Annotated in this window: 26 protein-coding genes and 1 pseudogene; 7 read left to right on the top strand and 20 right to left on the bottom strand. The window is 67.8% G+C overall.

Annotated features, from left to right (window positions below):
* Positions 1 to 191: 191 nt before the first annotated feature.
* Genes KBY95_RS14095 through KBY95_RS14085 form a run of 3 tightly spaced genes read left to right on the top strand, consistent with a single transcriptional unit; the run spans position 192 to position 1,842 of the window.
* Positions 192 to 1,133, top strand: a complete 942-nt coding sequence (locus KBY95_RS14095; RefSeq protein ID WP_255024640.1) for a YihY/virulence factor BrkB family protein — start codon at positions 192 to 194, stop codon at positions 1,131 to 1,133.
* A gap of 50 nt (positions 1,134 to 1,183) precedes the next feature.
* Positions 1,184 to 1,420 carry a glypican gene (locus tag KBY95_RS14090; RefSeq protein WP_254954311.1) on the top strand — a complete coding sequence of 79 codons (237 nt, stop codon included), beginning with the start codon at positions 1,184 to 1,186 and terminating at the stop codon, positions 1,418 to 1,420.
* A complete protein-coding gene (locus tag KBY95_RS14085; RefSeq protein ID WP_254965780.1) occupies positions 1,420 to 1,842 on the top strand; it encodes a hypothetical protein in 423 nt (140 codons plus the stop codon). Before KBY95_RS14090 ends, KBY95_RS14085 begins: the two co-directional genes overlap by 1 nt.
* A gap of 9 nt (positions 1,843 to 1,851) precedes the next feature.
* On the opposite strand, the gene KBY95_RS14080 is transcribed toward KBY95_RS14085, so the two are convergent.
* From KBY95_RS14080 to KBY95_RS14060, 5 genes are all read right to left on the bottom strand, one after another.
* Positions 1,852 to 2,259, bottom strand: coding sequence for a DUF2834 domain-containing protein (locus KBY95_RS14080; RefSeq protein WP_254965779.1), 408 nt, complete (start codon positions 2,257 to 2,259; stop codon positions 1,852 to 1,854).
* Positions 2,256 to 2,558 carry an exodeoxyribonuclease VII small subunit gene (xseB, locus tag KBY95_RS14075; RefSeq protein WP_254965778.1) on the bottom strand — a complete coding sequence of 101 codons (303 nt, stop codon included), beginning with the start codon at positions 2,556 to 2,558 and terminating at the stop codon, positions 2,256 to 2,258. Before xseB ends, KBY95_RS14080 begins: the two co-directional genes overlap by 4 nt.
* A gap of 31 nt (positions 2,559 to 2,589) precedes the next feature.
* Positions 2,590 to 3,843, bottom strand: a complete 1,254-nt coding sequence (gene xseA, locus KBY95_RS14070; protein WP_254965777.1) for an exodeoxyribonuclease VII large subunit — start codon at positions 3,841 to 3,843, stop codon at positions 2,590 to 2,592.
* Between the two features lie 4 nt (positions 3,844 to 3,847).
* Positions 3,848 to 4,042 carry a hypothetical protein gene (locus KBY95_RS14065; RefSeq protein ID WP_254954316.1) on the bottom strand — a complete coding sequence of 65 codons (195 nt, stop codon included), beginning with the start codon at positions 4,040 to 4,042 and terminating at the stop codon, positions 3,848 to 3,850.
* A 130-nt stretch (positions 4,043 to 4,172) separates the two neighbouring features.
* Positions 4,173 to 4,319 carry a chlorophyll a/b-binding protein gene (locus tag KBY95_RS14060; protein WP_015109196.1) on the bottom strand — a complete coding sequence of 49 codons (147 nt, stop codon included), beginning with the start codon at positions 4,317 to 4,319 and terminating at the stop codon, positions 4,173 to 4,175.
* A gap of 249 nt (positions 4,320 to 4,568) precedes the next feature.
* On the opposite strand from KBY95_RS14060, the gene KBY95_RS14055 reads away from it, so the two are divergent.
* Entirely contained in the window at positions 4,569 to 5,306 is a 738-nt protein-coding gene (locus tag KBY95_RS14055) for an HAD family hydrolase (RefSeq protein WP_254965776.1), read from the top strand.
* Positions 5,307 to 5,341: 35 nt separating this feature from the next.
* On the opposite strand, the gene hrpB is transcribed toward KBY95_RS14055, so the two are convergent.
* From hrpB to KBY95_RS14040, 3 genes are all read right to left on the bottom strand, one after another.
* Positions 5,342 to 7,897 carry an ATP-dependent helicase HrpB gene (gene hrpB / locus KBY95_RS14050; RefSeq protein ID WP_315861411.1) on the bottom strand — a complete coding sequence of 852 codons (2,556 nt, stop codon included), beginning with the start codon at positions 7,895 to 7,897 and terminating at the stop codon, positions 5,342 to 5,344.
* A 14-nt stretch (positions 7,898 to 7,911) separates the two neighbouring features.
* Positions 7,912 to 8,295 (bottom strand): hypothetical protein, encoded by a 384-nt coding sequence (locus tag KBY95_RS14045; RefSeq protein ID WP_216909205.1) that lies wholly within the window; start codon positions 8,293 to 8,295, stop codon positions 7,912 to 7,914.
* A gap of 64 nt (positions 8,296 to 8,359) precedes the next feature.
* Positions 8,360 to 8,650 (bottom strand): DUF2973 domain-containing protein, encoded by a 291-nt coding sequence (locus tag KBY95_RS14040; protein WP_254954319.1) that lies wholly within the window; start codon positions 8,648 to 8,650, stop codon positions 8,360 to 8,362.
* Positions 8,651 to 8,902: 252 nt separating this feature from the next.
* Here KBY95_RS14040 and KBY95_RS14035 point away from each other — a divergent pair, with 252 nt between their 5' ends.
* On the top strand, positions 8,903 to 10,063 hold the full coding sequence (locus KBY95_RS14035; RefSeq protein WP_254965775.1) for a trypsin-like peptidase domain-containing protein: 1,161 nt from the start codon (positions 8,903 to 8,905) through the stop codon (positions 10,061 to 10,063).
* A 61-nt stretch (positions 10,064 to 10,124) separates the two neighbouring features.
* Here the strand turns inward: KBY95_RS14035 and KBY95_RS14030 are convergent, their stop codons facing one another.
* The 5 genes from KBY95_RS14030 to KBY95_RS14010 all read right to left on the bottom strand — a co-directional run bounded on the left by KBY95_RS14030 (position 10,125) and on the right by KBY95_RS14010 (position 13,517).
* Positions 10,125 to 10,394, bottom strand: coding sequence for a hypothetical protein (locus KBY95_RS14030; protein ID WP_254965774.1), 270 nt, complete (start codon positions 10,392 to 10,394; stop codon positions 10,125 to 10,127).
* Between the two features lie 173 nt (positions 10,395 to 10,567).
* Entirely contained in the window at positions 10,568 to 10,732 is a 165-nt protein-coding gene (locus KBY95_RS14025) for a hypothetical protein (RefSeq protein WP_254954322.1), read from the bottom strand.
* Positions 10,733 to 10,843: 111 nt separating this feature from the next.
* Positions 10,844 to 12,607: an ABC-F family ATP-binding cassette domain-containing protein gene (locus KBY95_RS14020; protein WP_315858938.1), complete on the bottom strand. Its 1,764-nt coding sequence runs from the start codon at positions 12,605 to 12,607 to the stop codon at positions 10,844 to 10,846.
* Between the two features lie 241 nt (positions 12,608 to 12,848).
* Positions 12,849 to 13,094 carry a hypothetical protein gene (locus tag KBY95_RS14015; protein ID WP_254965773.1) on the bottom strand — a complete coding sequence of 82 codons (246 nt, stop codon included), beginning with the start codon at positions 13,092 to 13,094 and terminating at the stop codon, positions 12,849 to 12,851.
* A gap of 114 nt (positions 13,095 to 13,208) precedes the next feature.
* Complete coding sequence (locus KBY95_RS14010) at positions 13,209 to 13,517, bottom strand: hypothetical protein (RefSeq protein WP_254965772.1); 309 nt, start codon at positions 13,515 to 13,517, stop codon at positions 13,209 to 13,211.
* A 224-nt stretch (positions 13,518 to 13,741) separates the two neighbouring features.
* Here KBY95_RS14010 and KBY95_RS14005 point away from each other — a divergent pair, with 224 nt between their 5' ends.
* Entirely contained in the window at positions 13,742 to 14,074 is a 333-nt protein-coding gene (locus tag KBY95_RS14005) for a ribbon-helix-helix domain-containing protein (protein WP_254965771.1), read from the top strand.
* Here KBY95_RS14005 and KBY95_RS14000 read toward each other — a convergent pair.
* The 7 genes and pseudogenes from KBY95_RS14000 to KBY95_RS13970 all read right to left on the bottom strand — a co-directional run bounded on the left by KBY95_RS14000 (position 14,063) and on the right by KBY95_RS13970 (position 21,571).
* Positions 14,063 to 15,202, bottom strand: coding sequence for an anhydro-N-acetylmuramic acid kinase (locus KBY95_RS14000; protein WP_254965770.1), 1,140 nt, complete (start codon positions 15,200 to 15,202; stop codon positions 14,063 to 14,065). The genes KBY95_RS14005 and KBY95_RS14000 overlap by 12 nt on opposite strands.
* A 5-nt stretch (positions 15,203 to 15,207) precedes the next feature.
* Complete coding sequence (locus KBY95_RS13995; protein WP_254965769.1) at positions 15,208 to 15,912, bottom strand: TrkA family potassium uptake protein; 705 nt, start codon at positions 15,910 to 15,912, stop codon at positions 15,208 to 15,210.
* Between the two features lie 73 nt (positions 15,913 to 15,985).
* Positions 15,986 to 17,365, bottom strand: a complete 1,380-nt coding sequence (locus KBY95_RS13990) for a TrkH family potassium uptake protein (protein ID WP_254965768.1) — start codon at positions 17,363 to 17,365, stop codon at positions 15,986 to 15,988.
* The gene (locus tag KBY95_RS13985) at positions 17,362 to 17,997 is read right to left on the bottom strand and encodes a peroxiredoxin (protein ID WP_254965781.1); all 636 of its coding nucleotides are present in this window, start codon (positions 17,995 to 17,997) and stop codon (positions 17,362 to 17,364) included. The genes KBY95_RS13990 and KBY95_RS13985 overlap by 4 nt, the downstream gene beginning before the upstream one ends.
* Positions 17,998 to 18,081: 84 nt before the next feature.
* Positions 18,082 to 19,350, bottom strand: a pseudogene (hflX, locus tag KBY95_RS13980) (GTPase HflX); the annotation flags it as partial.
* Between the two features lie 347 nt (positions 19,351 to 19,697).
* A complete protein-coding gene (locus KBY95_RS13975) occupies positions 19,698 to 20,360 on the bottom strand; it encodes an HAD-IA family hydrolase (protein ID WP_254965767.1) in 663 nt (220 codons plus the stop codon).
* Entirely contained in the window at positions 20,357 to 21,571 is a 1,215-nt protein-coding gene (locus tag KBY95_RS13970) for an NAD(P)/FAD-dependent oxidoreductase (RefSeq protein WP_254965766.1), read from the bottom strand. The genes KBY95_RS13975 and KBY95_RS13970 overlap by 4 nt, the downstream gene beginning before the upstream one ends.
* Before the next feature lie 51 nt (positions 21,572 to 21,622).
* On the opposite strand from KBY95_RS13970, the gene KBY95_RS13965 reads away from it, so the two are divergent.
* Positions 21,623 to 22,444 (top strand): phosphoadenylyl-sulfate reductase, encoded by an 822-nt coding sequence (locus KBY95_RS13965; RefSeq protein WP_254965765.1) that lies wholly within the window; start codon positions 21,623 to 21,625, stop codon positions 22,442 to 22,444.
* Position 22,445 lies beyond the last annotated feature (1 nt).

The raw sequence follows: 22,445 nt of genomic DNA, 5'->3' as shown, positions 1-22,445 counted from the left end.
CGAAAATAGCTCGATGCCAGGTAAAACTTCTTCTCTGCAGCAGCCGTCAGGCGTTGTGTGAGTCAGCGGCTCATCTGTGAGCTGCAGGAAAGGCCACCCGAGCAGGGTGGCTTTTCTATTGGCTGTCTTTGGGATGGCCAACGCCAAAGCAGGGCCAGGGGCTGTTGCGTGTTGGTGGGCAGAATGCTTCGGTGGAACCGCTCGATACCCATGACATTGGTCCTGCCGTGAATTGGCGTGGTCGCTTTCGTCCCATCTGGAAGGCCTATGCGCTTTGGCTGCGGGCAGATTGCGTTGATCTCAGTGCCGCGTTCGCGTACCACACCCTCCAATCCTTCTTCCCTGCCCTGCTCATCGCGCTGTCCGTCGCTTCACGGCTTCTCGGACGTGACGTGGAGCGCTTCGAACGCCTGCTCATCTATGTGGCACAGGTGCTGCCGTCAGCAGCTTTGCCGGGCTTTGAGGCCACCTTGCGGCGCTTCACGAATCAGGGCTTCGGTGCCGGCCTCCTCGGTCTTGTGCTGCTCGCCCTCAGTGCCAGCAACATCTATCTGACGCTCCAGCGCGGGGCCGACCGTCTCTGGTGGAATCGCCCCTTCGGACTCGACAACCTGCGCTGGCAGCAACACGTTGTTCGTTTCGTCGCCTTGCGATTGAAAGCCCTGTCACTCATCCTGTTCGTCGGGGTCCTGATCGTCGTTGACCAGCTCTTCAGCACCGTGCGTCTGTTCAGTTCCAGGGGGTTCCAGGAGCAGGTGCAGCTCTACCTGCCCAAGCCGTTGCTTTGGCTGAGTTCCCTTTCCTATGGCCTGGATTTACTCCTTTCCCTGCTGATCAGCTTCGCCGCCGCTCTGTTTTTTCTCTGGATGCTGCCGTCGCGCCGGATCCCTTTCCGCCCCCTGATTCCCGGCGCCTTGCTCGTGAGTGTCAGCCTCACCCTCTCGAATCTTCTGCTGGGAAGGAGCCTGCTGGCCCTCGGGTTGCGATTCCAGGCCTATGGGGTGGTTGGTGGCGTCTTACTGCTGACGCTCTGGGTCTGGATGGTGGGGGTGATTCTGTATTTCGGCCAGTGTTTCAGTGTGGTGCTTTCCGGCGGGGCGCCAGGGGGGCCATCGACACCTCTGCCGCGCTGAGGTCGGGTCCGTTTCGGGTCAGGATGGAGGTCGCTTCGTTGCATGGACCCTTGGCCAAGCCTGCCCTCCGGATCCCGCCTCTGCCGGCCAGCCTCGCTCTTGTCTGCATGGCTGTGGGCGCCGTCGTTGTGATCGGTCTGACCACCCTGGCGTTGGTGCCGCTGCTGCTCGGTCTCGGCTTGCTGGCGGCCTGGTTGGTGGCGGCGTTGCTGCTGGGCTGGGCCGGCCTTGAGGGTCTGGCGGCGATCGAACGATGGATTGAGAATGACCCGCGCTTCCAGCGTTGATGGAGCGCCGTATTCCCTGGCTCTGGATCGGCGTGGCGGCGGCCATACTCCTGGTGCCCACATCGGTGGGCCGGATCCTGCTGGATGTTGTCGGGGGCCTCACCCTTACCCTGCTGTTGCTGCCGCTGCTGCTCGCAGGGGTGGGTCTGATCGGCTGGCAGGTGCTCCGCCGCCGCCTGCGCACTTGCCCAAACTGTGGCTTCACCAGCCTGGGCAGCGAGGCCTGTCCAGCGTGCGGAAGCGCCTTCGATAGCGCTGAAGCGTCTGGCTCGGAGCCCACTGCCGCCTCCGGAGCGTTTTTCTGGGGATCGGGGCCCGACGCTGAGCTTGACGCACGCGACGTGACCATCAACGTGGAGGCTGTCGATCTGGGGGCTTCCGGCCCTGCGGAGGGTGCCATCCGAGAGAGCGAAACCCCCTGAGGGATCGGCTCATCCGTTGACGGCTGGACCGTCCTGGCCAAGGCGGGACAGCTCCAGCAGGCGCCGTTCGCGTAGATGCAGGAACAGGGGCGCGCCGAAGGCAAAGGCGATCGTGACGCAGCTGAGCAACACCCAGCCGAGTCCCCGCATGCCGAGACGGCGACTTTCGCGCACCATCCAGATCGTCACGGCCGTTGCCCCGATGGCCAGATCACGGGACAGGGAGCGGGCCGCCGGATTGGCATTCGCCTGGCGAATGAACAGACCCAGATCAAAGGTTGCCCCCTCGCTGTGGATGAAATCCAGATTGGCCAGCCAGGGCAGGACTCCACCAGCCACGGCCAGGGCCAGATAGAGCCAGGCGATCCAGCTGAGGCCGCCAGGTCCTTGTCGAGTCGGAAGTGCTTCTTCGCTCATGGGCTGTAGGGCGTAGGGGGATGTTCTGGCTGGTTCGGATCCCATTGCATCACCTGCTGTTCCACCTGCTCCAGCACCGACGCGCAGCGCTCCGCGTAAGCCAGAGCCCTGCGGTAGAGATCGGCCATCGCCTCCACATCCAGCTCCTGGTCCTGCAGCTGGGCCAGGCAGAGCTCGAGAGCCGTCTGGGATTCGCGGAAGCTCAGATCCTCGACCCCATGCGCCGCCAATGGAGGTTTGGACGTTGTGCCGGAGGATTCTTGAGGCGGAGAGCTGGATTTGGGGGTGGTCCTGGCCATCGGTTGAAACAGGGATGGGATGGGTAGAGACTCAGTCGTGTGGTTCGGCGGTGTAGCCAAGGGGACCGCCCGTCGGATCGGGGGTCTCGGAGGACTCCGGGCCAGGTCCGTCCCATTCGGTTGCTTGCACCCGCATGGCCACCCTGCCATCGGCCAGCTCGGCGATGACCTCGGCGTCCGGCCGAAGCTGGCTCACCGAGCGCAGCAGGCGTCCGTCGCTGTCCCGCAGCAGGCTGAAGCCCCTCGCCAGCAGGTGCTGGGGGGAAAGCGCCTGCAGCAACTGGCGTTGCCATGCCAGCCACTGCTGCTGTTGCTCCAGCAGCCGTCGCGGGTGCAGCCGCAGCAGCTGCTCCTGTCGGGTGGTAAGCCGTTGTCTGGCTGAAGCAAGGCGCAACGACAGGGTGCGCTGCAGATGGTCGCGCTCCTGGGCCATGGAACGGAGCACCTGGCTGCGGTCCGGCAGCACGGCCACCAGGGCGGCTGTCGGTGTGGAGGCCCGATAGTCAGCCACGAGATCAGCGATGGTGACGTCATCTTCGTGGCCGATGCCACAGATGACAGGCCACGGCGACGCCGCCAGGCAGCGAGCCAGCTGCTCGCCGTCGAAGACGGCCAGATCCTCCCGGCTGCCCCCGCCACGGGCCAGCACCAGGGCTTCGAGGCCCAGGCTGGCGTGCTTCTGGCCAAGGCCGTCGATGGCACTGATGATCTGGGACTCCACATTCCCCTGAACGGGGATCGGCACCACGAGCAGCTCCGTGGCAGGCCAGCGTTCCCGTGCCGTACGCAGCATGTCGGCCAGGGCGGCGCTGGGCACGCTGGTGAGCAGGGCGATGCGACGAGGCCAGGCCGGTAGCGGACGCTTCCGCTCGGGGTCGAACAGACCTTCCGGCTCCAGGCGGTCGCGGACCTGCTCAAACTGGCGCAACACCGTGGTCAGGCTGGGGCGCAGATCCAGCACCTGCACCGTGAGGCTGGCCCGGGCGGCCCAGAAGTTGAGCTTGCCGACCACCACCACCCCATCGCCTTCCTGGGGAATGAAGCTGAGTTTCTGCAGCTGGGAGGCCCAGATCACCCCCTGGATGCTGGCCTGGCCGTCGAGGAGGCTGAGCCAGAGATGGCCTTTTTTCTGCTGGGGACGCCCCACGGTGGCCTCCAGCAGGAAGCGGGGCGCGAACCCTCGGTCAAGCAGGGTGCCGATGGCTTGGTTCAGCTCGGCGACCGTGAAACGGGGAATGCTGTCGTGCTGGCGGGCAGCCGCGGTGCTGCCAGGGGCCATGAGCATGGAGTCAGTGCTGGAGCTTGCGATAGCAGAGCCACCAATAGAGGCTAAGCAGGCCTGCCACCAGGGCCACAGCCCGTCCAACGGGATGGTCCAGGCGGATCAGGCCAGCCCCGGTGATCACCAGGGCGCTGCTCAGCAGCCTGGACCCATCGCGACGGTTGCCGACATAGAAGCGTGAAACAGTGGCGGTCGGTGCCATGGCGGGATGCAACCCGGGAAGAACCCCAACCTAGGACCGCCGCTGGGGCCATGAAAAAGCCGCCGGATGAACCAGCGGCCACGGCCACGGAGGCGATTCAACTGTTGGTGGGGGCGTTGGTCCCAGGGCTTCAGCCGAGGCCAACCTGGGCCAGAATGCCTTGGCCGGTAAGAATTTCGGTCGCGAGGCCGATCACAAAGCCCATCATGGCCAGGCGGCCATTCCAGGTTTCGGCGAAGTTGACGAAACCGAAGCGGGGCTGGGAAGCGTCAGACATGGAAGGAACCCTCGGGGGAGACCTCACTGTAACGAATCATGGAGGGATCTTGACAGTGGCGAAGGATACAAACTCGGGTGTGGGTTGCACGGTTGACAGGAGTGCCCTGTGATGGGATAGAGTCCGTTCACGGTCTCCGGTTCCGGGAGTGGTTCCCTCTGGGGGCCCGGTCGTGAGGCCCATCGGAGGGCTCCCCGGGCCCGCTTCCAGGAGCACCTGGCGGCGCCCCTGCCTAGCGAGATCGATCTGGTGCTGGTCACCGACCTCGATGGAACCTTGCTGGAAGGGACTATCCCGACCCGCCGTCGCCTGTATGGCTGGCTGGCCTCCCAGCGCCACAGGATCCTGCAGGTCTTCAGCACGGGACGGGACCTGCGTTCCGTCGCCCGGCTGCTGGTTCAGGAGGCCGCCCATGGCCTCCATCCCCCCCACCTGGTGATCGGCGATGTGGGCTGCACCGTGGCCTGCGGGGCTTCCCTCACCCCCTCGCCCCTGGCGCTGGAGCCGATCGAGGCCCTCTGGCGTGGACGGGCGGAGCAGGTTCTTCCCCTGCTGGCGAGCCTCCCCGGTCTCTCTGCCAAACCGCTCAGCACGGTTCGGCGCCTGGCCTACGGCATCGATCCCCTCAGGCTCGACCTCAGCCAACTGCCGGCGATTGAGGCCCATGGGGTGGATTGCCTCGTCTCCGGTGACAAGTACCTCGACGTATTGCCGGCCGGTGTCAACAAGGGCAGCACCCTGCTGGGGCTGCTCGAATGGCTGGAGTTGGAAGCCGCCCTGGTGGTCACGGCGGGAGATTCCCTCAACGATCTGGCCATGTTCGAGACGGGTCTTCAGAGCGTGATGGTGGGCAATGCCGAGCCCGGACTGGTGCGCGCCCTGCCGGGCCTGTCCCGCACCTACCGCGCCAGCGGCCATGGTTGCGAGGGCATCCTTGAGGGACTGCGCCATTTCGGTTACGGCCATCTGTTGCACGGACTGATCTGACCGACACCTGGTCTGGGCAGATCAGATCCGCTGGATCAGCGTTCCGGGGCCTGGTCGCGACGCTCCCGCGCCAGTCCGGCTTTGGTGCGTGCAGTGGCAATGCCCTGGCGGGGATCCTCGGGCCAGGGGTGGCGCGGGTAACGGCCGCGCAGCTCCCGGCGCACCTCGGCGTAGCCCTGGCTCCAGAAGCCGGCCAGGTCACTGGTGACCGCCGCCGGGCGTCCCGCCGGTGACAGCAGCTCCACCCGCACCGCCAGCCGGCCGTCCAGGACCGTCGGTCCTTCGAGGCAGCCGAACATTTCCTGCAGCTTTACCGCCAGCATCGGGGTGCCGTTCCCGTAGTCCAACGGCACTCGACGGCCGGATGGGACCGTCTGGGTGAGGGGCAACAGCCGATCCAGTTCCCGGCGCAGGGACCAGGCCAGATCACCCCAGAGCAGATCCGAAAGGTCCAAACGCTGCAGATCCTGAAGACTGCGCAGACCGCCCAGGTGGGGACCCAGCCATGACGCCGGATCCTGCTGCAACCGCTCCGGAGACCGGTCGGGCCAGGGTGATCCCAGGTGCTGGTGGGCCAGCATCAGACGCTGCTGCAGCTGGCGGCTGGCGTGGCACCAGGGCAGTACCTCCAACCCCAGCCCCTTCAGCCCTTCCAGCAAAGCCCGCTCCACCAGTTCCCCGCTGGCTTCGGGCCAGGGACGGCGCTCCAGCACCAGGGCCCCGGCGCGCCGCAGCTGTTCGCAGCGCACCCGCTGGTCGGCGCTATCCCAGCGGGCTTCGGTGCACGCCTCGATCCCGTCCGCCAGCAGCTCTTCCAGGCCCCGGCGGGAGAGGACCACCGCCAACCGCACCCGGGCTTCCTGGCCCTGGCCGTCGACGCTGGCGATCGCCAGAGCTTCGGCGCCGGCGAGGGGGTCCCCTGGGGGAAGGACGGCGCCGCGACCGCTGCGCATCAGAAAGTGCCCATCGCCCCGGCCCCGGCCCAGGGCCAGCCGTTCCGGATAGGCCCAGCCCAGCAGCTGGGCCGCCCGAGCATCGTCACCATCGGAGGCGGCATCGCGGCCGGAGCGGCTCGGCGCTGGTGCGCCAATGGAGCGCCCGTCCCTGAGCTGGCGCAGTAGCTGGGATTGGAGCTCTCGCCAGGGGCCCCTTGCCCCGGCACGGTCGTGGCCGCCAGGGCCTGCGGAACTCCGCCGCAGCCAGTCGAGGCGCCGTATCAGATCGCTGCCGGCCTCGCGGCGATCGAGGGGATCCCGTTCGCTCAGCAGCACCGCCACGGCACTGGCCAGGGCCTCCCAGCCCCGTTCCCGGGCCCGCAGCATCATGTGGGCCAGGCGGGGATGGACCCCCAGCCGGGCCATCGCCCGTCCATGGCCGGTGATGCGTCCGCCAGCATCAGTGGCGCCCAGCTGCAGCAGCAGGTTGCGGGCCTCCGCGAGGGAACGGCGGGGGGGCGCCGTGAGCCAGGGGAGCGTGTCGTCCGCCGCAGAGCCCCATTCGGCCAGTTGCAGGGCGATCGGCAGGGGATCGACTTCGAGCAGTTCCGGGGGATCGAAGGCGGGGCGACGCTGCTGTTCCGCCGGAGACCACAGCCGCAGGCAGTGTCCGGGTCCGAGCCGCCCGGCCCGGCCGCGTCGCTGTTCGGCACTGGCCTGACTGGCGGGCTGGGTGACCAGGCCATCCATGCCCGTGGCCGGGTCAAAGCGGCTGAGACGGCTGAGGCCGCTGTCGATCACCAGGGTCACGCCGGCGATCGTGAGCGAGCTCTCCGCCACCGCCGTGGCCAGCACCACCTTGCCGCCCGCCCGCTGGGATGCCGCGATGGCCCGACCCTGGGCTGCCAGCGGCAGCTGGCCATGCAGAAGAACGCAGTCCACTTCGGCCCCCCAGGGGGTGGCTTCGATGGCCCGTCGCGCCGTCTCCAGCTCCCCCAGGCCCGGCAGGAACACCAGCACGGTGCCCCTGGGCTGGGGCTGGTCGAGCCAGTGGCCCTCGAGGGCCCGCAGCACCTGGCGCTCAAGCCGCTCCTCCTGCCGCGGCGGTTGGTAGGCGACCGTGACCGGATGGCCACGGCCCTCACAGCTGATCACGGTGGCCCCATCCAGCTCGGCGGCCAGGGGTTCCAGGTCGAGGGTGGCTGACATCACCAGCAGCCGCAGCTCTGGGCGCAGCAGGCTGCGGGCCTGGCGCACCAGGGCCAGGCCCAGATCCGCCTCGGCCTGGCGCTCATGGAATTCGTCGAAGATCACGCAGGCCACCCCTTCGAGGGCGGGATCGGCCTGGAGCCGGCGCAGGAACAGGCCAGCAGTGACCACCTCCAGACGGGTGGCCGCCGAGGTGCGTGACTCCAGCCGCACGCTGTAGCCGACCCGACCGCCCAGGGGTTCGCCGAGGTTGGCCGCCAGGCGCTCGGCGGCGGAACGGGCCGCGAGCCGGCGCGGTTCCAGCATCAGGATCCGGCCCTCGTGGCCGAAGCTCTCCAGCAGGGCCAGGGGGACCCGGGTGGTTTTGCCCGCTCCGGGTTCGGCCTGGAGCAGCAGGGTGGCCCCGGGCGCGAGGGCGGCGGTGATGGCCGCGAGGCGGCCATCAATGGGCAGGGACGGATTCAGCGCACGTGGCGGAGGCCGTCCACAGGGTGGTACGCCTCGCCTGTGGTTTCCTCGTACACGATGGCCGGCAGGCCCGTCTCGAACATGGTCTGCAGGGCCTCTTTCAGGTAGGGGTTCCAGCCGCCGGTGGTGACCTTGCCATGACGCACCGTCCAGTCCCAGGTGCCCTGGAGATCGCGTGGGATGCGGCCCTCCCGATCCCGACGGGCCACCAGGTCCTGGGATTCAACGATGCCGACCAGGATCGGATCTTTCCCGTAGGACGGAGTGATGCTCAGCTCGAGCCGGATGGGATCGTCCTTCACCATTTTGAGGCGAAAACGAGGCGGCAACTTCAGTGCTCCGAGCACGGCCGCCACGATTCGCGTTCTCTGATCCACCATCGATCTCAGCCTTTGAGCGCGTTCACCTCAGGGAGCCTATTCAGCGGCCGGCCTGACGCGGTCAGTTCGGATCGGCAGGAAAGGCGGGCTGTTCGTTGTCACCGCTGAACCGAACCGTCAGCAGGTCCTCCTGGGTGAGTTGGCCGTCGGCGTCGAGGAGCTCAGGATGGATGGTGAGCCGGCCGGTGCGATCAGCGGAAGCCCCACCCGGATCGGTCGCGGCGGCCCCGGGGTCGCCCGGTCGTGGAACCGCTCGGAATCCCTGTGCCATCACCCGGAACGCCTGCCAGAGAAGCAGAACAAAGCAGGCCCCGTAGAGGATCGGAAAGATCTGCGAGAGGAGGGAGGTCATGGCGCGATGGGAACCCCGCATGCCGCGGACTCTCCCCCATCATCACCCGTCCGACGGAGCCGTGGTGGTGGCCAGCATCCAGGCCCACAGGGAGGTGCAGGCGGCTCCGAAGGCGAGAAAGGCGAGTAGCAGGTGGCTTGTGTCCATGACTCGATAAGAAAGTTTACAAATCATAGCGGATCAGGCCGGTTTGCCTCCCCTTCCTGCTGGGGGATGACGTGTCTACGGTTTTGTTACTGACGAGCTTCTGCGATGCGTTCCTCCCGCGTTCTTGCCGCCGCCGCCGCCGGGCTTGCGACGGCCACGGCGGCGGCTACAGCCACGGTCATGGCCACCACCACCCTCATCAGCCCGACCCTCACCTCCCCGGGCCTTGCCCAGCCGGCCGGGGCGGTGCTCGGGCGGCAATCCTTCGTCGCGGCAGCGATCCGCCGGGCGGGCCCTGCCGTGGTCACCATTGACACGGAGCGCACGGTGCAATCGGCCGGTGGCGGTGGAGGGCTGCCCCGGGGGCTGATGAATGACCCCCTGTTCCGTCAGTTCTTCGGCATCCCGCAGCAGGGAGCCCCCTCGCGGCGCACCGAACGCGGTCAGGGAAGCGGCGTGATCCTGCAGTCCGATGGGTTGGTGCTCACCAATGCCCACGTGGTGGATCAGATCGACCGGGTGACGGTGGGTCTGGAGAACGGCCGGCGCTATGAGGGCCGGGTCGTGGGACTCGACAAGCTCACCGACCTGGCGGTGGTGCGGCTGGTGGGGGCAGGCCCCTGGCCCGTGGCGCCCTTGGGCAATTCCGACGCCCTGCAGGTGGGTGATTGGGCGATCGCGGTGGGGAACCCCTTCGGCCTCGATAACACCGTCACCCTTGGGATCATCAGCAGCCTGAACCGCAACGCCAGCAAGCTGGGCATCACCGACAAACGGCTGGATCTGATCCAGACCGATGCCGCCATCAACCCCGGCAACTCCGGCGGACCACTGCTCAACGCCGATGGTGAAGTGGTGGGAATCAACACCCTGGTGCGCTCGGGGCCTGGGGCGGGACTGGGCTTCGCCATTCCGATCAACCGGGCCCGCAGCATCGTCAGTCAACTGGTGGCGACCGGACGTGCCACCCACCCGATGATCGGTGTTGGGCTGGATGAGGTCAGGGCGGCCAGTGGCCAGGGCGCTGCCCGAGGCGCGGTCGTGGTTTCCGTGCAACCGAACGGACCGGCGGATCGGGGCGGCCTCAGGACAGGGGACGTGATCGTTGCGGCCCAAGGGGCTGTGGTGAAAGACCCCTCCCAGGTGATCACGGCCGTCGAGCGGGCTGGGGTGGGAGGAACGCTCAACCTGACGGTGAATCGTCAGGGGGCGACGGTGAATCTGCGGCTCGTTCCAGGCGATATGGCCGTGTTGCGTCAGGGGTGAGCAGGGTGGCCTGGTCCCGCCACCTCGGGGCCGGGCCACGGCGTTAGCCAAGGGGCAGCTGTCAGAGGATGTCCATGCCTCCTTTGCCGCCGTCCGGACGGATGGCGTCGAGCAGGCCGGCATCGACGGCCAGTTCACCGCCAAAGCGGGCCGGTGCACCGAGCTGCTGCCGCATGACCCACTGCGTGGCCGCCTTCTGGCTCTGCCAGGCTTGCAGCAATTGCTTGGCCAGACCCCGCAGGACCTGCGGATCGCCGGTGGCGTCGATGGCCCGGGTCATGCGCTCAAGCTCGAATTTCTGACCGAGGCTGAGGGCGAGGGGTTCGGACATGGTGGGAGGCGCGATGGGGCGTTTCTGACCGGCCCAAAGCTACAAACTGTTTCAAGATGTCACGTAGCGGCTGTTACAGGGCCTAAGTCCCGGTCAGGAAATCCGTTCAACATCCTGAACAGGGCCCCACGTCCTGGCCTGGCTCCCACGCCCTGGCCTGGCCCCTGGGCCGATCAGTGGCGCTCGCGCAGCTCTTCCACGCAGCGGGTGACGCACTCCCCATCCTCCAGGGAGCAGGTGGTGATGCATTCGAAATACACCTCCATCGCATCGCTGGTGCTGGCCGTCTCTTCCCGCTCCGCGTTCCAACCGTCGGTGACGACGTTCTGGATGGTCATCGCTGCTCCTGGATGGGTGACCCTGTCAGCCTATGCACACAGAACCCACGGCACCAGAGAAATGAGTCTTCCTGCCTAGGGAACCATGAAGTTGTATTTTCAGCCGCTCCGTCAGCTGCCCTTCCCGGACTCCCCAGCCACACCGCCCTTGGCTTTGGCACCGGCCTTGTCGGCTGATTTGGCCCGCTGTTTCTGTCGCTGCTCCTCCCGTTTGGCGGCCAGCTTGCGCTCCTGCTCCAGGCGCTCGTTCTCCTCGGCCTCCTCGCGTTTCTTTTCCTGGTAGTAGGCGTAGTCACCGCGGTAGAGCACCAGTTCGCCGTCGCGCACCTCCACGATCCGGTTGGCCACACGGCCAATGAAGAAACGGTCGTGGGAGACCAGCAGGGCCGCCCCCTCGTAAGCCATCAGGGCCTCCTCCAGCATTTGTTTGGCCGGGATGTCGAGGTGGTTGGTGGGCTCATCGAGCACCAGCAGGTTGCAGGGGGTGAGCAGCATCAGGGCCAGCGCCAGCCGGGCTTTCTCCCCACCACTCAGCTTTTCCACCGGCTTGAAGACCGAATCGTTGCTGAAGCCGAAGCTGCCCAGCAGGGAGCGCACCTGGGTCTGGGTCCAGTCGGGAACGGCCTCGAAGAGGGTGTTGATCACGGTCTTGGCCAGATCGAGGGCTTCGGCCTGGTTCTGCTCGAAGTAGCCCGCCACCACGTGGTGTTCCCCCAGGCCGGCCTGGCCCTCCAGGGGCAGCTCGTAGCCCATCACCAGCCGCAGCAGGGTGGATTTGCCGGCTCCGTTCGGGCCGACGAAGGCGATCCGATCGCCCCGCTCCACCTCCAGATTCGCCCCCAGGAAAAGGATCTGGTCGTCGTAGCCGTGGGTGAGGTTGTCGATCGCCGCCACCAGGCGGCCCGAGCGGGGAGCAGGGGGAAAGGCGAAACGCGGCCCGCTCACCGATTCCAGCGGCGCCTCGATCCGCTCCACCTTGTCGAGCAGCTTCTCGCGGCTCTTGGCCTGGGTGCTGCGCGTTGCGCTGGCCCGGAAGCGGTCGATATAGGCCTGCTGGCTGCTCAGTTCCTTCTGCTGGCGCTCGAAGGCCGCCTGGCCGGCCTCCCGCTCCAGGGCCTTCTGCTCGAGGTGCTGGCTGTAGTTGCCCAGGTAGGTCCGCGAGACACCGCGCTCCGTCTCCACGATCTGGTTGCAGACCCGATCGAGAAAGGCCCGGTCGTGGCTGATCACCACCAGGGGAACCGTCTGATCCACCAGGTAACTCTCCAGCCACTGGATCGTTTCGACGTCGAGGTGGTTGGTGGGTTCGTCGAGGAGCAGCAGATCCGGCTCCTGCAGGAGGATTTTGCCCAGGGCGATGCGCATCTGCCAGCCGCCGGAGTAGTCCCCCACAACCCGCTCGGCCGTTTCGGGGGTGAAGCCGATGCTGGGCAGCAGCTTGTCGATGCGGGCATCGAGCTCGTAGCCGTGCAGGGCCTCGAAACGACTCTGCAGCTGGCCGAGTTCGTCGATCAGCTGGTCGAGCAGGGCTGGATCGGCGGCAGCCTCCTCGGTGGCCATCGCCTCCTCCACCTGGCGCTGACGGTTGAGCACCAGGGCGGCCTCGCCGAAGGCCTGGAACAGTTCCTGGCGGACGCTGCGGACGAGATCAACATCGAACTCCTGTTGCAGGTAGGCGATGCGGGGATCCCCCTGGCGCACCACCTGGCCGCTGGTCGGTTCCTCCAGCCCGGCGATGATGCGCATCTGGGTGGATTTACCAGCGCCGTTGACCCCCACCAGGCCGATCCGATCCCCTGCCTTGACTTCCCAGGTGATGTCCTTGAGCACCTCCCCGGTGGGGTAGATCTTGCCGATGCGTTCGAGGCGCAGCACGGAGCGGATGACGGTCGCAGTGAGCGCATCATCCCCTGTCGGGGCGTCCTGCAGACTGGCAGACCTGTTCGGTCGTGTCGTCAGAATGATCAAGCGACTCGAGCAGATCGCTGCCCTGGTGGTGGCGGCGGGCCTGGCGCTGACGAGCTACTGGCTGTTCTTCAGCTGGGCCCAGGGGGGAGGCTCCGAACGCCGCCAGCAGCCAGGCCGGCCCCAGCAGGAGGGACGCCGTTCTCCGGCTTCAGAGTCCGCCCCGGGCCTTGATCAGCCATTGTTTGGTGTCGCCATCATCGAGGCCGGCCAGGTGGGCCTTCACCTCCTCCGGGCTGACCGGCAGGCCCGCCTCCTCGCCGAGGGCGACGATCCTGCTGAGGGCTCCGCTCGGATCCTGAAGAGCCTGGCGAAACAGTGACTGGGTGAGCGCCACGTCGTTGCTGATGCGTCCGTAGAGCTCTGCGGCGTTGTCGGTGGCGTTGTTGGTGGTCATCCTGGCCGGGATTCTTCCCTGACCTTATGGGCTGGGGGGGCATCGGCGCAGCCCCCTCGAGTGGATCTTCAGGGGCATTGAGGAGTGGTGTTGTGGAGTGGCGATGGGGCTGGATCAGGCCGCGCGCGGACTGGTGTCCTCTTCGGCGCCGCTGGCGGAAGCATCTTCCATGCTGCGGGCATCGAGACAGAGCACCTTGCGCAGCTGGGCGTAGTTGGCGGCCAGGGATTGACGTCCCTCCTGCTGGGCGCCGAACTCGGCGCGCTGCAGCACATGGTGCAGATGGGTGAGCAGGTAGGTGCTGATCACGGCCGAAACCAGCACATCGCTGCGTTCCGCCGTGCTGCGTCGCCGGCTCTGACGGCTTTTGGGCTGCAGGGGGGTCTCGGCACCTGTGGGGCGGGACTGGGTGGATCGGGCCATGGCAGAAGCGGCCGTTGGGCCGTCGGAGGGGACGGGGGGCGTGGAAGCAGTGGGCTAAGGCTTGGGGGGAAGGGTGATCTGGGGGGGGGGCCGGGATGGCCTTCAAACCAAATCTTGGTCCACAAACCTACGTTTGGATACTACCCATGACAGTCACTGTACACTTTTTCCTATCTCGCCGTACCCCCGCGGCGCCCGCTTACCGGCACCCACCCAGAGGCACCGTGCCCACCCGCCAGACCTCCTCCAGCGGCAAGCCCAAGTCGCCGCGGATCCAGGTCGTCCTGCCGGAGGAGCTTTGCGCCCGCCTCGCCGCCCTGGCGGAGAGCGAGTCGCGCACGGTCAGCAACATGGCCAAGGTGCTCATCCAGCAGGGGGTGGAACGGCTCGAGCGGCAACGCCCCATGGCGCCCACCCAAGCGCCCTACCTGGGCGGGCCCGCCGCTGTCGCCGATCGTTTCCGCCGGGAACTCGAGCAGCAGGAACAGGGCGGCACCCGGCGGCTGCGGGGGGCGCCACGCCGCCTGCGCCTGCGTCAGCCCCCCCTATCCCCCTGACGGGGGAGGGACGGCGATCACGCCGAGAACCGCGGCCTGGCGGGCCCCTGTGACCGAAGGCAGCGACCCCGGGTGGCCCCGCCAGCGCCACCAGGCCAGCAGGGCAAAGGCCAGGGCTTCCCGCTGGTCATCGGCGATGCCATGGCCGGCCAGGCTGGTCACCGCCATGCCGCGGCATCGCCGCTGCAGCTGCTCCATCAGGAAGCCATTGCGGGTGCCGCCTCCGGCCACCAGCAGCTCCAGGGGACGGGGACCCCGGGCCAGGTCCTGGCCCACCACCGCTGCGCTGAAGGCCGTCAGGGTGGCCAGGGCATCGGCCGGATCCACACCGGTGCCGAGCTCCGCCAGGCGCCGTTCCAGATCGGCGGCCCCGAACAGCTCGCGGCCGGTTGATTTTGGCGGTGCCGCCTGGAGGTAGGGCTCCCGCAGCCACTGCTGCAGCCGCCCCTCGTCGATGCGGCCCTGCCGTGCCCAGGCACCATCGGCATCGAAGTGCAGGCTTCCGTTGCTGAAGCGGGCCACCGCCAGATCCAGCAGCGTGTTGGCCGGTCCGCAGTCCCAGCCCTGCACCGGGGCGTTCCGGTCGGGACCCGTGGGGGGGGGAAGCAGGGTCAGATTGGCGATGCCGCCCAGGTTGAGCAGGGCTCGCCAGCCGTTGATTCGCCCCAGCAGGGCAGCGTCGGTGGCCGGCACCAGGGGGGCGCCGTGGCCGCCGAGGGCCAGATCGACGCTACGGAAGTCGAAGACCACCGGCCGCCCCAGCAGTTCCGCCAGCAACGGCCCCTGCAGCAGTTGCCAGCTGGCCCCGCGGCGCTCGCCGTCCGGTGGGCGATGCCACAGGGTCTGGCCGTGGCAGCCCACCAGCTGGGCCTGGCCCTCAGGATCGCAGGCCCGGGCCGCCACGGCCTGGTGCTCGGTGAGGTCTTCGGCCAGGGTCAGCAGGGCGTCGGCGTCGAGGGGAACCCCTTGGCCGACCGCCACCAGACGCTCGCGCAGGTTGGGCGGATAGGGGGTATGGGCGCCCGAGAGGATCCGCCAGCGGGGCCGGGCGGCCCGACCCCCCAGGCGCACCAGCACCGCATCCACCCCGTCGGCGCTGGTGCCGCTCATCAGGCCCAGCACTCGCATGCCCGTCAGTGGGATGGCAGGGCTTCGAGGGCTTCGCTGCTGCCCATCACCACAAGCAGCTCGGAAGCGTTGAGCACATGGGAGGCGGGCGGGTTGACCGTGAGCTGGTTGGAGGGGCCCGCGGCCAGCACGCTGACGTTGTAGTTCTTGCGCAGATTCAGATCCCGCAGCGACTGGCCGACGAAGGAGCTGGGGACCTTGATCTCCTCGATGCTGTTGCGGTCATCGAGACGGAGCCGCTCGAGCAGGTTGGGCCGGACCAGTTCCATGCCCAGCCGCGTTCCCTGCATCTTCGAAGGGAAGACCACCTTGTCGGCGCCGACCCGGCGCAGCATCTTTTCGTGCAGGTCGCTGGTGGCCCTGGCGATCACTTGCCTGACCCGGCTGCCTTCGCCGTCCCTGACGATCAGGGTGGCGGTGATGCTGGCGCCAATCGGTTCGCTGATCGCCACCACCACCGTTCCCACGTCGAGGGCTCCGGCGGCCCGCAGGGCCTCTTCGTCGGTGCAGTCCACCACACGGGCCTCAATGGCGGTATCCATCTGACGGAGCTCATCGATGGCCCGCTGGTTGTTATCGATCGCCAGCACCTCAGCCCCGTGGCGCAGGAGTTCCTTGCAGACGGCACTGCCGAAACGGCCGACGCCGATCACGGCATAGCTGTTGGAGGTGTCAGCCTCACCGCCTTGCCACTGCCACCACTGGTTCATGGGAACGACGTTGTAAGGGGCATGGAAGTCAGTGGGGGGAATGGGCAGGGGTGGCAGGGGAGGACTCTGGGAGTCAGATGTAGAGCTCCTCGCGGGGGTAGCCCACACGATTCTGGGGCCGGCTGCCATAGACAGCCGAAAGCAGCAGGAGAATACCGATCCGGCCCACGAACATGCCGATCATCAGCACCAGCTGCCCCCAGCGGTTGAGCTGGCTGGTGACCCCCAGATCGAGGCCCACGGTGCCGAAGGCGGACACGCAGGTGAACAGTTTTTCCAGGAAGGAGAAAGCCTCACTGCCAGGGGTTCCGGCGGTGGTGTCGCCCAGCCCCAGCAGCAACGCCATCAAGAGGATGAACAGGCCCGAACCGAGGGTGACGCCAACGGCCTTGAGGATCACCTTGAGTGGGATCTCCCGATTTCTCACCACCACCGTGTCGTGGCCGCGCAGGGTGGAGCGGGTGGCGGCGATCAGGGCGGCGAAGGTGGTGGTCTTGATGCCGCCGCCGGTGCCACCGGGACTGGCGCCGATGAACATCAGGATGATCATCAACAGGATGCCCGAGTCGGAAATGGTTTCCACACTGATGGGAATGGTGTTGAAACCAGCGGTGCGCGTGGTGATCGACTGGAACAGGGTGACCTGAATTCTTTCCCAGAGGTTCATCTGTCGCACCATTTCCTCGGTGGCGAAGTGTTCGGTGAACAGCAGACCCACGGTTCCCACGACGATCAGCAGGATGGTGGTGCGAATCACCAGCCTGGTGTGCAGGCTGAGACGGCGGATGCGCGCCAGGCGGAAGCGGTTGACCCAGATGTCGTTGGTGACGCGCCAGCCGATGCCACCCATCACAATCAACAGCCCGATCACCCCATTGACGATGGGCTGGCTCTGGTAACCCTCCAGACTGTCGCGCCACAGGCCGAAACCGGCGTTGTTGTAGGCGCTGATGCAATGAAACAGGGCAGCCCAGAGCCGCTGGCCCTTGTCGGGGATATCGGTAAAGCCAAAGTTGTAGAGAATCAGCGTGCCGATGCCGATCACCACGGCGGCAATCAGCAGAATCTGATTCAGGGTGGGGCCGATACCGCCGACGCCGAAATCATCCAGGGCACGCCCCTTATCGAGCCGCTGGCGCAGGCCCGAGCGGCCCTGGACGAAGCCCTGAAGGAAGGTGGTGATCGCCATCAACCCCAGGCCGCCGGTGAGGATCAGCCCGGCCAGGGCCACCTGGCCGGCAAAGGTGAGATCGACGCCAACATCAATGATCGACAGGCCCGTGACGGTGATGGCGGAGGTGACGGTGAAGAGGGCCTCCCAGAGGCCCACCTCATCGCTCGAGCAGAGCGGGCTGGCCATCAGCAGCGTGCCGAAGGCGATCACCAGCACGCCAGTGACCAGCGTGAACTGCGGCACCGTCAGACGGTGCCGCCAACTCTGCAGTCGCCTCATTTGTTGGGCTGGGGGGTCATCCGGAGATAGGGACGGATTTCAGTGACACCCTTGGGAAACTTCTGCCGCGCTTCATCGGTGGGGATCGAGGGCACCACCACGCAGTCCTCGCCTTCTTTCCAATTCACTGGAGTGGCCACCTGGTGATGGTCGGTGAGCTGGAGGGAATCGATCACGCGCAGGATCTCATCAAAATTGCGGCCCGTGCTGGCGGGGTAGGTGATCTGCAGACGCAGCTTCTTGTTGGGGTCGATGATGAACACCGAGCGCACCGTGAGGTTACTCAGGGCATTGGGGTGGATCATGCCGTAGAGGCTGCTCACCTTTTTGTCGCTGTCCGCCAGGATCGGATAGTCGACGGTGGTGTTCTGGGTGTCGTTGATGTCGCCGATCCAGCCCTTGTGGCTTTCGGCGGAATCGACGCTCAGGGCGATGGTCTTGACGTTGCGTTTCTCCCATTCGGCGCGCAGCCGAGAGACCTCGCCCAGTTCCGTCGTGCAGACGGGTGTGTAATCGGCGGGATGGGAGAACAGCACCACCCAGCTGTCGCCGGCGAAGTCGTAGAGGTTGATCGGGCCGAGCTGGGATTCCTGAGTGAAATCAGGAACGGTGTCGCCCAGTTGCAGGGTCATGGGAGAGAAATTGGCGCCGGACGATGCTGGCACAGCAGTGGGGCCGCCCGTCGTGGTGGCGGCGGGCCACGACTGCAGCTCCTGGCGCAGATGCTGGAGGCCAAGGTCCGCCGTGGCCGAAACGAACAGCATGGCCGGATCCACGGCCCTGGCCCGCTCCAGTTCGTCGCTGGCGCAGCGGTCGATCTGGTTGCCGATCACCCGCCTGGGCATCGTGGCCTGCAGGGAATCGAGGATCGCCTGCACGGTGGTGAGCTGCTCGGGCCAGGCCGGATCGGCCAGGTCGACCACGATCAGCAGGCCATCGGCATCGAGGGCCTCCTCGAAGGTGGAGCGGAACGCCTCCATCAACTGGGGGGGCAGCTCGCGGATGAACCCCACCGTGTCGGTGACCAGCAGCGGCTGGCCGTCCGTGCCGCCGCCTGCCGACCGCTCGATCCGACGGGTGGTGGGATCGAGGGTGGCGAAGAGCTTGTTCTCGGCCAGCACGGCGTCGCTGCCACTGGCCCCGGTGAGGGCGTTGAGCAGCGAGCTCTTGCCGGCATTGGTGTAGCCCACCAGGGCCAGGCGCGGCAGGTCGCGGCGCCCTTCCCGCAGGCGGGCCCGGTGGGCCCCCAGCCGCTGCACCTCCCGCTGCAGCCGTTCGATGCGGCGGGCGATGGCGCGCCGGTCCTTCTCCAGCTGGGTTTCGCCCGGGCCCCGGGTGCCGATGCCGCCCCCCTGCCGCGACAGGCTCAGTCCCCGGCCGGTGAGCCGCGGCAGGCGGTAGCGCAACTGGGCCAGCTCCACCTGGAGCCGTCCGGCGCCGCTCGCCGCCCGCTGGGCAAAGATGTCGAGGATCAGCTCGCTGCGGTCGCTCACCGGCAGGTCGAGCAGTCCCTCCAGGTCGCGGGCCTGGCCCGGGGTGAGTTCCCGATCGGCCACCACCAGGCTGGCGCCGACGCGGCGAGCCTCCAGGGCCGCCTCCCGCAGCTTGCCCTCCCCCCAGGGGCTGCGGGAGACGGGGCCATGGCGGCGTTGCTCCACCCGGCCCACTGGAATGGCACCGGCACTGCGCACCAGGCCTTCCAGTTCGGCGATGCGCCGGTCGCTCAGGGCCCGGTCGCCGCTGGTCTGCACCAGCAGCAGCACCCGCTCCGGGCCCGCCAGGGCGGGGGCTGGTTCGGCGTCCGGCGGCTCCGCCGCGGCGAGGGCGACGGGGTCCAGGTCACAGAGTTCGGCCAGATCCCCTTCCAGGACGCAGTCCCAGGCGCGGTCACCGCTGCAGGCCGGGGTGTGGATCGCCGCCGGCCAGCGTCCGCCGACGTCCGGTTGCTGGCCGAAGCGCAGCCACAGGTCAGGTGCCACGTCCATGCCCACCACGGCCTCCTGGGCTGAGGGCTGCAGGTGCGCCTGGCGTCCTGCCCCTGCGCTGGTGAGCAGACGCAGGTTGTGCCCCTGACGCCTGGAGGGGCCGGGAAGTTTCTCCAGCAGGCGCGCCGAATGGTCCAGCTCCCCCACCCAGAGCAGACGGCAGAGGCCGCGCCCATCCACCACCAGGGTGAGGGGCAAGTCCAGGTCGCGGCCCTCGGCCGCCAGGCGCTGCAGGGTGAGCAGATCCGCCACCGCATCGCCCGGGTGGCGGCGGTGGCAGATCTGCTCCAGCCGACGCCGCTCCGCGGGCCGCAGACCCACTGTTTTACCGGCCAGCACCCCTTGCCTCAAGGACGCCGCACCAGCAGGCAGCGCACACCGGCGGCCCTGGCGCCGGCCCCATCCTCCGGGCTGTCGCCCACATGCCACACCTGGGAGGGCGTCAGAGCGAGTGACTCCAGGGCGACCTGGAAGGGCACCGGCGACGGCTTGGCGGCTCCGGCGCTGCTGGAGACCACCACCGCCTCGAACAGATCTGCCAGGCCCAGGCCCTCCAGCAGCGGCTGCAGCCGTCGATCGAAATTGCTGACCACGGCCAGACGCAGGCCCGCCCCGTGCCAGCGGCGCAGAACGGCGGGGACATCGGCAAAGACGTGCCACAGCGAAGGATCGGCGAAGCGATCGAACAGGGCGTCATGCAGCTCCGCCGGGACCTCCGCTGCGCCGGCCGCCTCCAGGACGGCGTCGATGCGCTGCCCCCACCAGTGGCGCTCTGCCTGAAGCAGGCTGTCGCCGTCGAGGCCGGGGAAGGCCAGGGCAGGGGCCTGACGCAGGACCCCAGGGAAGGCCTGGTCGATGGCGTCAGCGGCGACACGCAGGCCGTGCTCAGCCGCCACGGCGGCATAGGTATGGCCCACCGAGCGGCGCAGGCCGATCAAGGTGCCCATGGCATCCAGCAGCAGGCCCCGGGGACGGGGCCAGGTCGACGGCGACACCGTCATGGCCGTCATGGCTTCCAGTCGGCCAGCCAGCCGGCGGCCACCCGCAGCTGGTGGGGCCGGCCCGGCAGGCGGGCCAGGTAGGCCAGGCGGCGCAGCTGGTAGGCGGCAGGGCCGGCCAGGGTGAAACCGGCGGCGGTCAGGCTGGCTTCGCCGACGCCCAGACTCATCATTTCGCCCAGGTCATTCCACTGAAAGGGCTCCAGGGGTTCTCCCCGGAGGGAGCGGATCAGGTTGGTGGCCAGCACCGAAGCTTGCTGAAAGGCCACCTGGGCCGTGGCCGGAGTGGCGCCGTCGGGGACCTCACCGGCCGTTCCGTCAGGATCCACAGGGGCGGCAATATCTCCCGCCACGAACAGATCCCTATGGTCCTGGAGGCACAGATCGGGGCCGCAGAGCAGGCGGCCGCGGCTGTCGCAGGCGGGAGCGGGGTCGATCCGGGGCGCAGCGAAGCTCAGCCCGGCGGTCCAGACCACCGCCCGAACGGCGAGGGTCTCGCTGTGGGCGGTGCTGTCCCCGTCCGGGTGGCACTGGAGCGTGATCGCTTCGGCCTCGACCGCCTGCACGCGGGTACGGGTCCGCAACCGCACGTCACGGCGCCGGAGGGCAAGGGCAGCCTGTTCGCGGTTGAAGGCCCTGGACTGGGGCAGCAACTGCGGCCCCTGCTCGATCAGCTCGATCACAGCGCTGCCCTCGGCCATGTCGGCGAGCTTGCAGGCCAGCTCCACCCCGGTCGGCCCTGCCCCCACCACGGCGATGCGCTGCAGGGGCTTCCGCTGGCTTTTCAGGTCAGCCACCAGGCACTGGAGCCGCTCCACATCGGCCAGGCTGCGGAAGCCCAGGCTGTGGCGGTCGGCCCCCGGCACCGCGAAAGTGTTGCTCTGGGCCCCTGTGGCGATCACCAGGCGGCCATAGGAGAGGGTGCGGCCCGCCGCCGTGTGCAGCTGCTGGCGGTCGGCATCGATCCGCTCCACCCGGTCCTGCAGCCAGGCCACGCCACGGCCCGCCAGCAGGCCGTCAAAGCGCGGGGCAATTTCCCAGGCACGTAGTTCGCCGCTCAGCAACTCGTAAAGCAGTGGCAGAAACAGGAACCGGTCGTTGGGCTCAATCAGCAGGACAGGGGGATGGTTCTTTTGCTGAGCCAGCGCCAGCGCCGTGTACAGGCCTCCGAAGCCACCCCCGATGATGACGACGTTCTGGGCCTTTTGCCGTTGCCCTTGCATCCCGTCACCCTAACCACAATCCCCTGATCCCTGAAAGGCGATGATGGAAGGATGGTGTCCTTCCCCCTCACGGCGTCCATCAGCCCCGAGGGCAGCCCGGCGGGTCTGGATACGGCCCACCAGGCCCTGCCCCGCGATCGCCATGGATCCGCCATCGACCTCGGTGCCGCCCGCTCCGAACTGGAGCCCCTGGATGCCATCGGCCGGATGCGCTGGGCCCAGGAGGCGTTCGCCGGTCACTTCGCCGTCACCACCAGTTTTGGCATCCAGTCGGCGGTGATGCTGCACATGGTGAGTGCGCTTGACGGCTCCGGAGCCTGGCCAGCGATCCCCGTGCTCTGGGTCGACACCGGCTACCTGCCCCCCGAGACCTATCGCTACGCGAACGAGCTCTGCGACCGCCTCAAGATCGATCTGCATGTGCTGCAGGCCGATCTCAGCCCGGCCCGGATGGAGGCTCTACACGGCCGGCTGTGGGAAACGGAGAATCGCGACGACATGCTCACCTACAACCGATTGCGCAAGGTCGAACCCCTCGACCGGGGGCTGCAACGGCTGGAGGTGCACTGCTGGGCCAGCGGTGTGCGGGCCGGCCAGACGGATCACCGGGGAGCGATGCACTGTCTGGATCCGGTGCGGGAGCGCTGGTCGCTGCGGCCGCTGCTCGCCTGGAGCCGCCGCGACATCTATTACTACATGCAGGCACACGATCTGCCCCAGCACCCGCTCTTCGAGCAGGGCTATTCCACGGTGGGCGACTGGCACACCAGCGGCCCCGACGATGGCACCACCAATGGCCGAGCCACCCGTTTCGGCGGGCTGCAGCAGGAGTGCGGCATCCACATGCCAGGGCTGATGGGCGAGGGCATCTGAG

This window comes from Cyanobium sp. Aljojuca 7A6 (genome assembly GCF_024346455.1).
GTDB lineage: Bacteria > Cyanobacteriota > Cyanobacteriia > PCC-6307 > Cyanobiaceae > Cyanobium.
Note: the sequence above shows the minus strand (reverse complement) of the source record. Positions and strands in the feature narration are given on the sequence as shown.